13 protein-coding genes and 1 tRNA gene are annotated in these 15,604 nt (G+C 60.0%); 3 read left to right on the forward strand and 11 right to left on the reverse strand.

Annotated features, from left to right (window positions below):
• Positions 1 to 168: 168 nt before the first annotated feature.
• Entirely contained in the window at positions 169 to 348 is a 180-nt protein-coding gene (locus P9250_RS27970; protein ID WP_250492611.1) for a hypothetical protein, read from the reverse strand.
• 82 nt (positions 349 to 430) lie between these two features.
• A tRNA-Pro gene (locus P9250_RS27975) sits at positions 431 to 507 on the reverse strand.
• Positions 508 to 645: 138 nt separating this feature from the next.
• On the opposite strand from P9250_RS27975, the gene P9250_RS27980 reads away from it, so the two are divergent.
• Together P9250_RS27980 and P9250_RS27985 are read left to right on the forward strand one after the other, a co-directional pair.
• Positions 646 to 1,104, forward strand: coding sequence for a histidine phosphatase family protein (locus tag P9250_RS27980; protein ID WP_309843842.1), 459 nt, complete (start codon positions 646 to 648; stop codon positions 1,102 to 1,104).
• A gap of 139 nt (positions 1,105 to 1,243) precedes the next feature.
• Entirely contained in the window at positions 1,244 to 2,056 is an 813-nt protein-coding gene (locus tag P9250_RS27985; protein ID WP_244825731.1) for a GNAT family N-acetyltransferase, read from the forward strand.
• An 18-nt stretch (positions 2,057 to 2,074) separates the two neighbouring features.
• On the opposite strand, the gene ppx is transcribed toward P9250_RS27985, so the two are convergent.
• Positions 2,075 to 3,586: an exopolyphosphatase gene (gene ppx / locus P9250_RS27990; RefSeq protein WP_310396312.1), complete on the reverse strand. Its 1,512-nt coding sequence runs from the start codon at positions 3,584 to 3,586 to the stop codon at positions 2,075 to 2,077.
• 252 nt (positions 3,587 to 3,838) lie between these two features.
• On the opposite strand from ppx, the gene ppk1 reads away from it, so the two are divergent.
• Complete coding sequence (ppk1, locus tag P9250_RS27995; RefSeq protein WP_244825734.1) at positions 3,839 to 5,902, forward strand: polyphosphate kinase 1; 2,064 nt, start codon at positions 3,839 to 3,841, stop codon at positions 5,900 to 5,902.
• Between the two features lie 940 nt (positions 5,903 to 6,842).
• On the opposite strand, the gene P9250_RS28000 is transcribed toward ppk1, so the two are convergent.
• The 8 genes from P9250_RS28000 to pstS all read right to left on the reverse strand — a co-directional run bounded on the left by P9250_RS28000 (position 6,843) and on the right by pstS (position 15,425).
• Entirely contained in the window at positions 6,843 to 8,114 is a 1,272-nt protein-coding gene (locus tag P9250_RS28000; protein WP_370652123.1) for an IS256 family transposase, read from the reverse strand.
• A 521-nt stretch (positions 8,115 to 8,635) separates the two neighbouring features.
• Positions 8,636 to 9,949 (reverse strand): phosphate regulon sensor histidine kinase PhoR, encoded by a 1,314-nt coding sequence (gene phoR, locus P9250_RS28005; RefSeq protein WP_244825736.1) that lies wholly within the window; start codon positions 9,947 to 9,949, stop codon positions 8,636 to 8,638.
• Positions 9,950 to 10,019: 70 nt separating this feature from the next.
• A complete protein-coding gene (gene phoB / locus P9250_RS28010; protein WP_244825738.1) occupies positions 10,020 to 10,721 on the reverse strand; it encodes a phosphate regulon transcriptional regulator PhoB in 702 nt (233 codons plus the stop codon).
• 33 nt (positions 10,722 to 10,754) lie between these two features.
• Positions 10,755 to 11,459 carry a phosphate signaling complex protein PhoU gene (gene phoU, locus P9250_RS28015; protein WP_244825740.1) on the reverse strand — a complete coding sequence of 235 codons (705 nt, stop codon included), beginning with the start codon at positions 11,457 to 11,459 and terminating at the stop codon, positions 10,755 to 10,757.
• Positions 11,460 to 11,508: 49 nt separating this feature from the next.
• Positions 11,509 to 12,384 (reverse strand): phosphate ABC transporter ATP-binding protein PstB, encoded by an 876-nt coding sequence (gene pstB, locus P9250_RS28020; protein WP_370652025.1) that lies wholly within the window; start codon positions 12,382 to 12,384, stop codon positions 11,509 to 11,511.
• A gap of 15 nt (positions 12,385 to 12,399) precedes the next feature.
• Positions 12,400 to 13,287: a phosphate ABC transporter permease PstA gene (pstA, locus tag P9250_RS28025; RefSeq protein ID WP_244825742.1), complete on the reverse strand. Its 888-nt coding sequence runs from the start codon at positions 13,285 to 13,287 to the stop codon at positions 12,400 to 12,402.
• A complete protein-coding gene (gene pstC, locus P9250_RS28030; protein WP_310396316.1) occupies positions 13,284 to 14,267 on the reverse strand; it encodes a phosphate ABC transporter permease PstC in 984 nt (327 codons plus the stop codon). The genes pstA and pstC overlap by 4 nt, the downstream gene beginning before the upstream one ends.
• Before the next feature lie 126 nt (positions 14,268 to 14,393).
• On the reverse strand, positions 14,394 to 15,425 hold the full coding sequence (pstS, locus tag P9250_RS28035) for a phosphate ABC transporter substrate-binding protein PstS (protein WP_244825745.1): 1,032 nt from the start codon (positions 15,423 to 15,425) through the stop codon (positions 14,394 to 14,396).
• Positions 15,426 to 15,604 lie beyond the last annotated feature (179 nt).

The following is a 15,604-nucleotide window of genomic DNA, read 5'->3' on the forward strand; positions in this document are numbered from 1 at the left end:
TGTGGCGCCGGCGTATTGAAACTTGCACGCCGTTACGCTCGGAAACAAGCGCACACAGTTGCCGAGGCCAAGCCTCCATAAAATGTCTGCAGCCCGCGCTTCTCTCTGCGCGAACAGTCCGCGCGGGTTAGAAGCGCCGGCGCTCATGCGTCGGCGCTTCGCCTTCTTTCACTTTGGATCGGCCGACGTCGGCGCGATGAGCATCGACGGCGGGGTGTCGTCGGTCGGTACGCCCTTATAGTCGGGCGGGTCTTGCGGCGGATGCTTTTGATTGGCGGGTTCGGTGCATGCAGCCAGCATGAGTGCAAGCGTGGCGGCACCTAGAACGGACACGAAGTTACGCAGCATGAAGTCCCCAAGAAGACGTCAAACCCGACGTCATAAAGACAAAGGGGTTACAAGCCGTGACTTGTAACCCCTTCGTGTATGGTGGTCGGAGCGAAAGGATTCGAACCTTCGACCCTCTGATCCCAAATCAGATGCGCTACCAGGCTGCGCTACGCTCCGACAAGCCGCAGATTATAGCTTGCTTGCCGCGACGCCGCAAACACTTCCGGCAGAGGGAACGAATGTTGCCACTTTAGCGAGTGACGGCCGCCGCCCGGTCATGCAAGTTATTGCCATTTCGAATTCGCGGAGACAACGATGAACCTCATTCTCTGGCGTCACGCCGAAGCCGAAGATCAGGCCGCAAGCGATCTCGCGCGTCAACTCACCTCGCGCGGACGCAAGCAGGCGCAAGGCACCGCAAAGTGGCTGAAGGCGCGTATCGACGACGATGCGGTCTTCATCGCAAGCCCGGCCACGCGCACCATTCAGACCGTCGAAGCCTTCGGCGATCAGTATCGCGTGATCGATCAACTTGCGCCCGGCCGACATGCACAGGACGTGCTCGATGCCGCCGGCTGGCCCGATGGCATCGCGGAAACGGTGGTCGTCGTGGGCCATCAGCCTACGCTCGGACACGTTGCCGCGTGGCTCATGACCGGCGACGAAGCGGACTGGTCGATCAAGAAATCAGGCGTCTGGTGGTTCCAGTCGCGCTCGCGTCACGGCGACGGCCAGGTCGTTCTGCGCGCGGTGACGAACCCCGATCTGCTCTAGCCGAAAGGCCGTGTAATCGCAGGTTCAACAGAATGTCGTTTCATCGAAACGTCACTGCGATGCCATGCGAGCGTCATTGCGCGTTACTACATTGGCGAGGACCGAAACCCTCAAGCTTTCGTCCTGCCGAGGAACGCCAATGCTCGATATGCCGACGCCCTTCCTGCCAACCGGAGCGTCATCGTCGCTCTCGCTCGATTCGCGCCGCCAGCTTCCGCGTACCGCGGAAACCATCACCGGGCAGCATCGGCTGCAAGTGTCGTGGGCGCGTTCCGGCGACGCCGTGCGTGAAGCCCAGCGGCTGCGTTACCGCGTGTTCTCCGAGGAGATGGGCGCGCACCTCTCGGGGCCTGCGGGCCTTGACGTCGATGTCTTCGACGCCTACTGCGATCATCTGCTCGTGCGCGATCTCGATACGTTGAAAGTGGTCGGCACGTATCGCGTGCTGCCGCCGCATGAGGCCGCGCGGATTGGGCGGCTGTATGCGGAAGGCGAGTTCGATGTGTCGCGGCTTGCGCATCTGCGGCCGAAGCTCGTCGAGGTGGGCCGCTCGTGCGTGCATCCCGACTACCGCAACGGCGCGGTGATCATGTCGCTATGGGGCGGGCTCGCGGCCTACATGAAGCACAACGGCTACGAAACGATGCTTGGCTGCGCGAGCGTCGGCATGGTCGACGGCGGGCACTACGCGGCGAACCTTTACACGTCGCTCGCCGCCGATGCCCTCGCCGCCCCTGAATATCACGCGTTCCCGCATACGCCGCTGCCGGTGGAGGAATTGCGCACGGGCGTGGAAGTGAGCCCGCCGCCGCTCGTGAAGGGTTATCTGCGTCTAGGCGCGAAGATATGCGGCGCGCCTGCGTGGGACCCGGATTTCAACACGGCGGACTTTCTTACCCTCTTCCGCCTGTCGGATATCAACGCGCGCTATGCGCGACACTTCATCGGTTGATTCAAGGCGCGGCGTTCGTCAATCGCCGGTATAGACCACGCGATACGGGCGCCCGATCTTTTCCCACTCCATGGCTTCCTGAACGAGGCTGTAGTCCGTGAGCGGATTGCTCGCGACCCACTCGTTGGACAGCCGCACTTCGAAGCCTCCCGCCGCGCTCTTCACCTCGATGCCGGGCAGCCCGACATCCGCGCGCCGGCGCGACAGCAACACGGCAAGACGCAGGCAAAACAGCAATGTCCAGTCGACATCGCGCGCTTGCGCGAGCTTGCCGAGCTTGCCCGCGTGACCCAGCACGAGCGTCGCGAGCCGCGCCTGGTCCGTGCGCGAAAAGCCCGGCATGTCCGCGTTGCTCGCGATATACGCCGAATGCTTGTGATACGCGCTATGCGCAATCGACAAGCCGATCTCGTGAAGCGACGAAGCCCACGCGAGGAACATGCGTTCTTCCTCGCGACGTTCCGCATCGGGTTCGCCGAGCTGATCGTAGAAGCTGATCGCGAGCGAGCCGATGCGTTCGGCCTGCGCGGCATCGACGCCATAACGGCGCTTGAAGCCTTCCACGGTGACGGTGCGCATGTCCTGATGCTGCGAACGCCCGAGCAGGTCGTAGAGCACGCCGAGACGCAAGGCGCCGTCGGTGGTATCCACATAATCGATACCCAGTTCCTCGAACACGCCGAGCATGATCGAAAGGCCGCCCGCGAGCACTGGAATGCGGTCCGGCTTGAGCGCGACGAGCTTCAGCCGATTGACGTTCTCCGCCTTGATGACCGCGCGCTTCAGACGCTCCAGCCCGCCGCGCGAAATGCCGTGCGTGATGCCAGGGTCGTTGAATTCGTTCGCTTCGACGAGTTCCGCGAGCGCGCGCGCCGTGCCTGAAGAACCAATGGCCTGATCCCAGCCGGTCTGCTTGTATTCGCGCGAGATGATCTGGATTTCGCGCTTGGCCGCGAGTTCGGCCTGGCGCATGGTGTATTCGTCGACGTTGCCGGCCGGAAAGAACGTGCGGCTGTGGCTCACGCAGCCGATATACAGACTCTCCATATGAATCGGCGTGTAATGCGAGCCGATGATGAACTCCGTCGAGCCGCCGCCGATATCCACCACGAGGCGCTTGCCCGCGCTCGCCGGCACCGAATGCGCGGCGCCCGCGTAGATGAGCCGTGCTTCTTCCCTACCGGCGATCACTTCGATCGGAAAACCCAGCGCGCTTTCCGCCTCGCCGATGAATTCGTGCGCGTTCTTCGCCACCCTGAGCGTGTTGGTGGCCACCGCGCGCACCTGATCCGGATGAAAGTCGCGCAAGCGTTCGCCGAAGCGCTTCAACGCTTCGAGCCCGCGCAACTGCGATGCACGGTCGAGCATTTTGTCCTTCGACAGACCCGCGCCAAGGCGCACGGCTTCGCGCAAGGCATCGACCTGGTAAATCTGGCTGCCTGCGGGCGTTTCTTCCACCCGCCCCACGATCAGCCGGAAACTGTTCGATCCGAGGTCGACCGCGGCAAGAAGATGAGGATGAGTGACCATCGGATGTCCAGGGATCGTGGGAGGAGGCGCGCTTTGCTGCAGCGCAGGATTCTATTCTACGTCGACTACTTATGCGCCGACGTCAATTGGTGAATCACGCTCGACCGCGGTATCACGCGCCCTGCGCTAGCGACGCTAACCACAATGTGAGTAGAATTTGTGACAATCGTTCTGTCACAATAAAGCCATCTTACTGTGAGACTATCCGAACGTTCCCTTGCCCTTCCGATCGAGACACCATTCTCCCAGCCGATGTCCATACGCTATCCGCTCTTCAACCGCGAACTGGGCATTCTAGGTTTCAACGAGCGAGTTCTGGCGCAGGCCGCCGATATCTCGGTTCCCTTGTTGGAACGCCTGCGCTTCATCTGCATCACGAGCAGCAATCTCGACGAATTCTTCGAAGTCCGCATGGCCGGGCTTCAGGAGCAGATGCGCGACAACCCCGGCTCGCTCTCGCCGGACGGCATGTCGCTGCAGCATGTCTACGATCTCGTCTCCGAACGCGCGCAGCGCCTCGTGCATCAGCAATACGTGATGCTGCATGAAATCGTCTTGCCCGCGCTCGAGATGGAAGGCATCTATTTTCATGGCGCGGAAAGCTGGAGCGAGCAGCAAAACGCCTGGGCGCGCGAATATTTCCTGAACGAACTGCTGCCGGTGCTGACGCCGATCGGCCTCGACCCGGCGCATCCGTTTCCACGCGTGCTGAACAAGAGCCTGAACTTCGTCGTCGAACTGGAAGGCACGGATGCTTTCGGCCGTCAGGCCATGATGGGCATCGTGCAGGCGCCGCGCGCGCTGCCGCGGCTCGTGCGCATGCCCGAGGCGCTGTCGGGTTATCCGCATGGCTTCGTGCTGCTGAGCACGTTCATGCAGCACTTCGTGAGCGAGCTGTTTCCGCATCTCATCGTGCGCAATTGCAACCAGTTTCGCATCACGCGCAATAGCGAACTTTTCGTCGATGAAGACGAGATCACGAATCTGCGCGTCGCCTTGCAGGGTGAGTTGCCCGCGCGGCATCTGGGCAATGCGGTGCGGCTCGAAGTATCGGCGGAGACGCCACCGCATCTCGTGCGGCGTCTGCTCGACGAAAGCCAGTTGAGCGAGCGCGATTGTTATCGCGTGAACGGGCCGGTGAATCTCGTGCGGCTCATGCAACTGCCTGAAATGGTGGACAGGCCGGACCTCAAGTTCGTGCCGCACATTCCTTCGGTGCCGAAGTCGATCGCCAACACGACCAATCTTTTCGATGCGATCGATCAGGGCGATATCCTGCTGCATCATCCTTACGAGAGTTTTCAGCCGGTGCTCGAACTGCTGTTGCAGGCGGCGAAAGATCCGCAAGTGATGGCGATCAAGCAGACCATCTACCGGACCGGCACCGATTCGCCCTTGATGGATGCGCTCATGCAGGCCGCGCGCAATGGCAAGGAAGTGACGGTAGTGGTCGAGTTGCTGGCGCGTTTCGATGAAGAGACGAACATCAACTGGGCGTCGCAACTCGAAGCGGTGGGCGCGCATGTGGTGTATGGCGTGGTTGGCCACAAGTGTCACGCGAAGATGATGTTGATCGTGCGGCGCGTGTCGCAGGGCGGCAAGATGGTGCTCAAGCGTTATGCGCACTTGGGCACGGGAAATTATCATCCGCGCACGGCGCGTCTATATACCGACTTCGGTCTCATGACCGCCGATCAGCAGATGTGCGAGGACGTGCATCATGTCTTTCAGCAGCTGACTGGAATTGGCGGAGAGATTCCGCTGCATCTTTTGTGGCAATCGCCTTTTACCTTGCACGCGAAATTGATCGATGCGATTCGCGCCGAGGCGGAGCATGCGCGTGCGGGCCGGCGGGCGCGGATCGTCGCGAAGATGAATGCGTTGCTCGAGCCTACCGTGATTGCTGCCTTGTACGAGGCATCGCATGCGGGCGTGAAGATCGATTTGATCGTGCGTGGGGTTTGTTCGCTCAAGCCTGGTGTGGAGGACCTTTCGGAGAATATTACCGTTCGGTCTATTGTCGGGCGCTTCCTCGAACATCATCGCATCTTCTATTTTTATGCGAACGGGCAAGAGGATGTGTATCTGTCGTCGGCGGACTGGATGGATCGGAACTTCTTTCGACGCGTCGAGGTGGCGTTTCCGATTCGCGATCGGCGGCTTAAGCGTCGGGTGATTGCTGAAGGGTTATCCGTCTGTCTTGGCGATAATCAGTCTGCCTGGGTCATGCAGAGCGATGGGCATTATCGTAAGCGGCGGTCGGGGAAGTCTATTCGCAATGCGCAGTTGGGGTTGTTGGCTAAGTTTTGTTCTTAGGGTGTTGGTTTTGTGGTGGGTTTTTTCCTGGGAGATTGAGCCGTTGTCGCGCGGTTTGTTTCAGTAGCCGCCTCCCCGGCGGAGGGGTAACTTTCTTTGCGGCTGCAAAGAAAGTCACCAAAGAAAGCAGCTTTAGAACCGGCTTCTGGAGCACAACTGGTTCCTCGCTATTTACCACGAGCCCTTTGGGCACTTCTCATTGCTCATGCTCGTGGTGAATGCTTTATCTAGCACCGGCGCCTTCTGGGAACTTGGGCCGTTGTCTCGCGGTTTGTTTCAGTAGCCGCCTCCCCGGCGGAGGGGTAACTTTCTTTGCGGCTGCAAAGAAAGTCACCAAAGAAAGCAGCTTTGGAACCGGCTTCTGAAGCACAACTGGTTCCTCGCTATTTACCACAAGCCCTTTGAGCACTTCTCATTGCTCATGCTCGTGGTGAATACCTTATCTAGCACCGGCGCCTTCTGGGAACTTGAGCCGTTGTCTCGCGGTTTGTTTCAGTAGCCGCCTCCCCGGCGGAGGGGTAACTTTCTTTGCGGCTGCAAAGAAAGTCACCAAAGAAAGCAGCTTTAGAACCGCCTTCTGAAGCACAACTGGTTCCCCGCTATTTACCACAAACCCCTTGACCACACCCCCTTGCTGATGCTGGCGGTAAATCTACGTTAAGCACAGACTTGTCAGTAGACAGCGTTAAGGAAGACTATTGTCTCGTTGTTCTTTGCTTGGGGTGCAGGTGAAAAGTTAACCAATAGGACGTCGTAATTTTTTTGCGTTTTGGTCGGCCACCGTATGTGTGTTCTACTCCTGGCACATGTAAAACACGCATGCGCATTTTCGTTAGGCGGCGCGAAGGCTCTACTCGCTTGTGCGTGCTAACGATTTACCACGAGCGTGAGCGACGGGGAGAACCTGTCCGCATTTTTGTGTGCGAGGCGGTTAGCGGAGTCACCCGCGTGCGTTGGTAAAACGCTCTCCAAACAGGATGGCAAACTGGTTCATCGCGGACGACCAGTCGAACGCCGCGCGTACTGACTTTGCCAGCACGTTGCGCAATGCCAGCCACAGCAGCTTGATGGCGGCCTCGTCATTGGGGAAGTGGCCGCGTGTCTTGATGATCTTGCGTAGTTGCATGTTCAGACTCTCAATGGCGTTGGTGGTGTAGACGACACGGCGTATGTCCGGCGGAAACACGAAAAACGGTGTGACGTTCTCCCACGCCCGTCGCCACGACTGCACGATAGTCGGATACTTCGCACCCCACGGGCCTTCGGCAAAGGCCTCCAGGGCCTGCTGAGCGGCCTGTTCACTCGCGGCGGCATAGACCGGCCGCAGCGCTGCGGCCACGCTCTTGCGGTCCTTGTAGCTGGCGTACTCCAGACTGTTGCGGATCAGATGCACGATGCAGGTCTGCACGGCCGTACGCGGGTACGCCGTGCCAATTGCCTCAGCCAGACCCTTCAGGCCGTCGACCACCGCGATCAGGATGTCCTGGCAGCCCCGGGTCTTCAGTTCGTTGAACACTTTCAGCCAGAACTTCGCCCCTTCGGTCTGTTCGATCCACAGGCCGAGCACATCGCGCTGGCCGTCGGCCTGAATGCCCAGCGCCAGATACACCGCCTTGTTGCTCACCACGCCGTCGCCACGGATCTTCACACGCAGCGCGTCGAAGAACACCACCGGGTACATCGGCTCAAGCGGACGGCTTTGCCAGGCGAGCGCTTCAGCCATGACTTCGTCGGTGACCGAGCTGATGAAATCGGGCGAAACCTCGGTGCCATAGGCTTCGGCCAGAAACGCCTGGATCTCGCGCACACTCATGCCGCGCGCGTACATGGCGATGATGCGCTCGTCGAAACCGGTAAAACGGCGCTCGTGTTTCGGAATCAGGATGGGTTCAAAACTGCCGTCACGATCACGCGGCAGATCGACCCTGAGCGGGCCATAATCGGTGATGAGCGTCTTGCCGCTGGCGCCGTTACGTTCGTTGTCCTGGCCGTCGGGTTTCGGCTGCCCCGCCAGGTAGCCCAGATGCATCTTCATCTCGGCGCCCATCGCGCGCTCGATGAGTGCCTTGTTGAACGCCAGCATCAGGTCCTGGACCTCGGTGGGCGTCATCGGGCCTTTGACCAGGTCATCCAGCAGACCTTCCGGAAGGGCAGGCAGCGGCCCTCGGGCCGCTGCCTGAGAAGCGACGGTGCGTTTCTTCTTCATCGGCATATCTATGACTTTTACCTCTCATAATATGCCTCGCCCACAGAATTACGGATAGGTCCGACGGGGAGTGCCCAAAGGGCTTGTGGTAAATAGCGAGGAACCAGTTGTGCTTCAGAAGCCGGTCCCTAAGCTGCTTTCTTTGGTGACTTTCTTTGCAGCAGCAAAGAAAGTTACCCCTCCGCCGGGGAGGCGGCTACTGCAACAAACCGCGAGACAACGGCTCAACTTCCTAGCAAGCGCTAAACAAAGATCTCTAAGCGGCCAAAGGCTTCCTCGAAGCAGCCTAAAAGAGAAGCGTGCGCCTGGAAATTGACCTACGACGAACGTTAGCAATGGGAAGTGCCACAAAGGGTTTGTGGTAAATAGCGAGGAACCAGTTGTGCTCCAGAAGCCGGTTCCTAAGCTGCTTTCTTTGGTGACTTTCTTTGCAGCAGGAAAGAAAATTACCCCTCCGCCGGGAAGGCGGCTACTGAAACAAACCGCGAGACAACGGCTCAACTTCCCAGGAAGCTAAACAAAAACCCCTAAGCCGCCAAAGACTTCCTCAAAGCAGTCCTTGAAGAAGGAAACCGAACAACAAACGTACTTCCCTTCCCGACTTCACTTTTGACATCGAGCTCCGCATGATGCCGCTGCAGCACATGCTTGACGATAGCAAGCCCGAGCCCGGTGCCACCCGTATCCCGCGACCGACTCCGATCCACGCGATAAAACCGCTCGGTAAGCCGCGGAATATGCTCTGCGGGAATCCCATACCCGCTATCACGCACCGTGAAAACCGCCCGATCCGCCACACGTTGCCAAGAGACTTCAATCGCCCCGCCATCCGGCGTATAACGCACCGCATTGGTAACGAGATTCCCCAGCGCACTGACGACCTCGGTCTCCGCGCCTGCGATAGTCAACGAATCATCGATATGAAAGGCAATCCGGTGACGCCCGCCAGAAAGATTCACCGCGTCGTCTTCGAGATGCCGCATCACCGCGCGCATATCCAGCAACTCGTCGCCAGGCGGACGCACATCGCCTTCCAGATTCGCAAGCACCAAAAGATCACGCACGATGTTCTGCATGCGCGAAGCCTGCTGTTCCATCATGTCCAGATAACGCATGCGGTCCGCCTCGCTGAGCGGCAACTCACGCATGGTCTCAAGAAAGCCCGATAACACCGTCAGCGGCGTCTTCAATTCATGCGAGACATTGGCGACGAAATCGCGTCGCATCGAATCGGTACGCTCGAGTTCGGTAATGTCCTGCGTGAGTATCAGCTTGCGATGATCGCCATAAGGAAATACCTGCACCGATACCGTGTGCTGCCGGTTCACGCCCATGCCGCGCATCACGAGCATTTCCTCGTAATGATGCGAGTTCAGATAGCGAATGAAGTCCGGGTGCCGCACGAGATGCGTGATGTGCTGGCGCAAATCGCGTTTGGCATCGAGCCCGAAATGCTTCTCGGCGATAGCGTTGCACCACTCGATCTGATCGTGATCGTCGAGCATCGCCACGCCATTGGGCGAAGCCTGGATCGCCTGAATGAAGCGCGAATGCTGTTGCTCGACCTGCCGCACTTGCGCATGCCAGCGCTTCGCCAGCTTGTGCAAGCGGTAATAGATTTCGCCCCAAATGCCGAGCGCGCTAGGCACTTCGCCATACACCGGCGCTTCGAGCAGACGCCAGAGACGCTGTGTGTGATAGGTGGCGAAAAAGCCCTGCAGGACCAGCATGACGACGGCGACAGCCAGCGCCACGCGCACGCCGGCAAACGCGCCGATCGCCGCACAGAGCGCGGCGAGCAGTACGAGGGACACGACTGACCGCGTCCAGATGATATTCATGTTGTCGGCGAGTCCAAGCGACGAACGCGCGGTTCGTCATAAACATGCGGCAGAGACTAGAGCACGCTTATCAGGCGCTCTTCGCGAGCCGATATCCGCTGCCGCGCACCGTTTCGATCATAGCATCGCAGCCCGCGGGCTTGAGCGCGGCGCGCAGGCGCTTGATGTGAACATCGACCGTGCGCTCTTCGACGAATACGTGATCGCCCCACACCTGATCCAGCAACTGCGTGCGGCTATGCACGCGCTCCGGATGCGTCATGAAAAAATGCAGCAAGCGGAATTCGGTCGGGCCGAGATCGAGCTTGATGTCGTTGCCGGAATGGCTCGCCGCCACGCGATGCGTCGCCGGATCGAGCCGCAAACCATTGATGGCAACCACATCTTCCGTCAGCTGCGGGGCACGCCGGCGCAACACCGCCTTGATGCGCGCCATCAGTTCTTTCGGCGAAAACGGCTTGGTGACGTAGTCGTCCGCGCCGATCTCGAGCCCGAGCACCTTGTCCTGCTCGTCGCCGCGCGCGGTCAGCATGATGATCGGAATATGCTTCGTGCGCTCGTTGTTGCGCAAGTCGCGCGCGAACGCAATGCCGGACTTGCCGGGCAGCATCCAGTCGAGCAGCACGAGATCGGGCAGCACGTCGCTGATCAGGTTTTGCGCCTGCTCAGCGTTATACGCGCGAATCGGGCAATGTCCCGCGTGTTGCAGATTCACCGAGATCAGTTCGGAGATCGCGGGTTCGTCTTCGATGACGAGGATACTGCTGGGCATCGGCACCTCTTGACCTTTTGCTTTGAGAGAAGATTAACTGAGCGCTTCGCGTTCGAGCTGGTCGCGCGAGATATGCCGCACGTCCGTACCCTTCACGATGTAGATGATGAACTCGGCGATGTTCTTAGCGTGATCGCCGATACGCTCCACCGCCTTCGCAATGAACAGATAGTCGAGGCCGGCGGAAATGGTGCGCGGGTCTTCCATCATGTAGGTGACGAGCTTGCGCACGAAGGCGCGGAATTCGTCGTCGATGGCTTTGTCGTCGCGCACGATCTGCGCGGCGGCCACGGTGTCCAGACGCGCGAACGCGTCGAGCGCGCGGCGCAGAATGGACACGGCCATCTCGCCCGAGAGCTTGATCTCCGCGATATTCACCGCGCGGCCCGCGCCGTCTTCGTTGATGCGTTTCACGCGCTTCGCGATCTTTTCAGCTTCGTCGCCGGCGCGTTCGAGGTTCGTGATGGTCTTCGAGATCGCCATGAGCAGACGCAGGTCGCGCGCGGCCGGCTGGCGGCGCGCGATGATGTTGCTGCACTCTTCGTCGATCTCGACTTCCATCGTGTTCAGACGCACTTCGGCGGCAATCACCTGATCGGCGATCGCCATGTCGAATTCGTTGAGTGCCTGCATGGCCGCGATGATCTGCGACTCCACGAGACCGCCCATTTGCAGCACTTTCGACGACACCGCGTTGAGATCGGCGTCGAACTGGCTCGACAGATGTTTATCGGACATATGTGCTCCTTAAGTCCTTTTATGTTTCAGTTCGCCTGATCTGGCCGGATCAGCCGAAACGGCCCGTGATGTAGTCTTCCGTTTCCTTGCGCGTGGGCTTGATGAAGATCTTCTCCGTATCGCCGAATTCGATCAGCTCGCCAAGGTACATGTATGCAGTGTAGTCCGAGCAACGGGCTGCCTGCTGCATGTTGTGCGTGACGATCACAACCGTATAGTCACTTTTCAGTTCCGCGATCAGTTCCTCGATACGGCCCGTGGAAATCGGGTCGAGCGCCGAGCAGGGCTCGTCGAGCAACAGCACTTCCGGACGAATGGCGATGCCGCGCGCAATGCAAAGGCGCTGCTGCTGGCCGCCCGACAATCCGTAGCCGCTTTGCTGCAGCTTGTCCTTCACTTCGTTCCAGAGCGCGGCCTTGGTCAGCGCCCATTCGACGCGGTCGTCCATCTCCGAGCGCGACAGTTGTTCGAACATCTTCACGCCGAACGCGATGTTGTCGTAGATCGACATGGGAAACGGCGTAGGCTTCTGGAACACCATGCCCACGCGCGCGCGTAAAAGCGAGATGTCGCGCGTCGTGTCGAGCAGGTTGACGCCGTCCATCAGAATCTCGCCTTCGCCGCGCTGCTCGGGATAAAGGGCGTACATCTTGTTGAAGGTGCGCAGGAGCGTGGACTTGCCGCAGCCCGAAGGTCCGATGAACGCCGTCACCTTCTTCTCGGGAATGCGCAGGTTGATGTTCTTCAGCGCGTGATACTTGTTGTAGAAGAAGTTGAGGTTCTTCACTTCGATCTTCGGCTTGATCGAATCGGCGGCTTGCGAGCCGTGCTTCGGACGCACGCTGCCAGGAACGGGACCACGCTCGACGGGCGCCGCATCCGCTTTCGAATCAAGGTGGTTGACACCACTTTCGACCATGTTCATGGAATCACTCCGCCTTTATTTCTTCGAGATAATCGTGCGCGCGAGGATATTCAAACCCAGCACGCCGAGCGTAATAAGGAACACACCGGCCCACGCGAGCGTCTGCCATTGCGGGAACGGGCTCATCGCGAACTTGTAGATCGTGACCGGAAGGTTCGCCACCGGCTGATTCATGTCCCACGAGAAAAACTGATTCGACAGCGACGTGAAGAGCAGCGGCGCGGTTTCGCCGGCAATCCGCGCGACCGCCAGCAACACGCCCGTGACGATGCCGCCAATCGACGCCTTCAGCGTGATCGACATCACCATCTTCCACTTGGGCGTGCCGAGCGCGAAAGCCGCTTCGCGCAGCGCGTTCGGCACGAGCTTCAGCATGTTTTCAGTGGTGCGGATGACGATCGGAATCTGCAGCAAGGCGAGCGCGATCACGCCGGCCCATCCCGAGAAGCGACCCATCTTCGCGACGACGAGCGCATACACGAACAAGCCCACGACGATGGAAGGCGCCGACAACAGAATGTCGTTGATGAAGCGCGTGACGCTCGCAAGCCAACGCTTCTGGCCATATTCCGCGAGATAGACGCCCGCCAGAATGCCGAGCGGCGTGCCGATGAACGTGGCGATGATGACGAGCATCAGACTGCCGACGATAGCGTTGGCAAGACCGCCGCCATCGGTGTTCGGCGGCGGCGTCGACTGCGTGAAGAGTTCGAGCGACAGGCCAGCGACGCCGAGCTTAAGCGTCGTGAAGAGAATCCACACGAGCCACAGAAGGCCGAAAGCCATCGCGGCCAGCGAGAGCGTCAGCGCGATCGCATTGGTGCCGCGTCGACGGCTCTGCAGCTTCTTGCGCGTGGCGTCCACGCGGTCGGGGTCCTGATTGAAGGTGGCGGGACGGCTCACTTGACTCCCTCCCCGCGTTCCATGCGCAAAAGCATCAGCTTGGACAACGCGAGCACGACGAACGTGATCACGAACAGGATGAGCCCGAGTTCCATCAGCGCCGACGTATGCAGGCCGGGGCTTGCTTCGGCGAATTCGTTGGCGAGCGCCGAGGTGATGCTGTTGCCTGGCGAGAACAGCGACACGTTGTCGAGCAGATTGGTGTTGCCGATAACGAACGTCACCGCCATGGTCTCGCCGAGCGCGCGGCCGAGGCCGAGCATCACGCCGCCGATCACACCGGCGCGCGTGTACGGCAACACGATCTTCCACATCACTTCCCAGGTCGTGCAGCCGATGCCGTATGCCGATTCCTTGAGAAGCACGGGCGTGACTTCGAAGACGTCGCGCATCACCGAGGCAATGTACGGAATGATCATGATGGCGAGGATCACGCCCGCGCACAGAATGCCGATACCGATAGGCGCGCCCTTGAAGAACATGCCGATGACGGGCACGTCGCCGAGCAGATGGCCGAGCGGCTTTTCGAAGTATTCCGCGAAGATCGGCGCGAACACGAGCAGACCCCACATGCCGTAGACGATCGAGGGAATCGCCGCAAGCAATTCGATGGCGACACCGAGCGGCCGGCGCAGCCACGCGGGCGAGAGTTCCGTGAGGAAGAGCGCGATGCCGAAGCTCACCGGCACGGCGATGATGAGCGCGATGATCGACGTGGCAATGGTGCCGTAGATCGGCACGAGCGCGCCGAAGCTATCGGTCTGTGGGTCCCACTCCGCGCGCCAGAGAAAGCTGAGTCCGAACTTTTCGATGGTCGGCATCGACGCAATGACGAGCGAAACGATGATGCCGCCAAGCAGAAGCAACGTCACCACGGCCGCGAGCCGCGTGATGCCGCCGAATATGATGTCGCCGAAACGGCTCGGCGCGCGCTGCGTATGCGCGGCCGGCGGCGCCGACGCTAAGTTGATTTCCGACATGGGAGCCTTGGTTGTGCTGCTTGTCAGAGCGCGCGGCACGTCATTCGACGTGCCGCGCGGCATTGCCTGCACTGCATTTCCGTCCTGACTTCAAGAGCTTAGGACAGTTTCAGACCATGGTACCGCTTACTGCGCAACCGCCTTGCCCGACGCGTCCTTGACCTTCGCCTTCCATTGCGTGCGGATTTCGGCGACGACCGAATCCGGCAGCGAGATGTAGTCGAGATCGTTCGCGGCTTGGTTGCCGTTCTTGAACGCCCAGTCGAAGAACTTCAGCGTTTCCGTGCCTTGCGGCGCCTTGTCCTGCGTGGCGTGCAGCAGAACGAACGTTGCACCGACGATCGGCCATGCGTTCTGGCCCGACTCGTTCGTGAGGATCTGGTAGAACGACTTCGACCAGTCCGCACCGGCAGCCGCCGCCTTGAAGGTCTCCGTCTTCGGCTCGACGACCGTGCCAGCCGCGTTCTTGAGACCCACGTAGGTCATCTTGTTCTGCTTGGCATACGCCCACTCCACGTAGCCGATCGCGCCCGGCAGACGCTGCACGAACGCCGCGACGCCGTCGTTGCCCTTGCCGCCCGTGCCCGTCGGCCAGTTGACCGTCGAACCTTCGCCGACCTTCGACTTCCACTCGGGATTCACTTTCGACAGATAGTTCGTCCAGATGAAGCTCGTGCCCGATCCGTCGGCGCGGCGCACCACGGCGATGTCGGTATCCGGCAGCTTGACCTTCGGGTTCAGCGCGGCGATAGCCGGGTCGTTCCACTTCTTGATCTTGCCCAGGTAGATGTCGCCGAGCACTTCGCCCGACAGCGTCACTTCACCGGCCTTCACGCCCGGCACGTTGATGACCGGCACCACGCCGCCGACGACCGTCGGGAACTGGAACAGGCCTTCCTTCGTGAGTTCTTCATCTTTCAGCGGTGCGTCCGAGCCTGCGAAATCCACCGTCTTCGCGATGATCTGTTTGACGCCGCCCGACGAGCCGATGCCTTGATAGTTCACCTTGCCGCCGCCCGTTTTTTGGTAGGCGTCAGCCCACTTGGTGTAGATGGGAGCTGCGAAGGTGCTGCCCGCGCCGGTAATATCCGTGGCGAATGCGGAGACGGCGAACATTGCGCCGATGACGCCGGCCAGCGCGGATTGCATCAATTTCATGAGACCTCCAGAGTGTGTGAGCGTGTAGCGAGAGAACCGACACGGCGAAATATAGGCACTCTTCGTGACAGTACCGTGACGTTTGATGAACGCCGCGTGTCATTGCGCTTACGCACTGAAAGTCGAACGTGCGTTGGCTTGTAACCAAAGAAAAAGCGGACCGTAGTCCGCTTTTGGTG

The organism is Caballeronia sp. LP006 (assembly GCF_031450995.1).
In the GTDB taxonomy this organism is placed as follows: Bacteria; Pseudomonadota; Gammaproteobacteria; order Burkholderiales; family Burkholderiaceae; genus Caballeronia.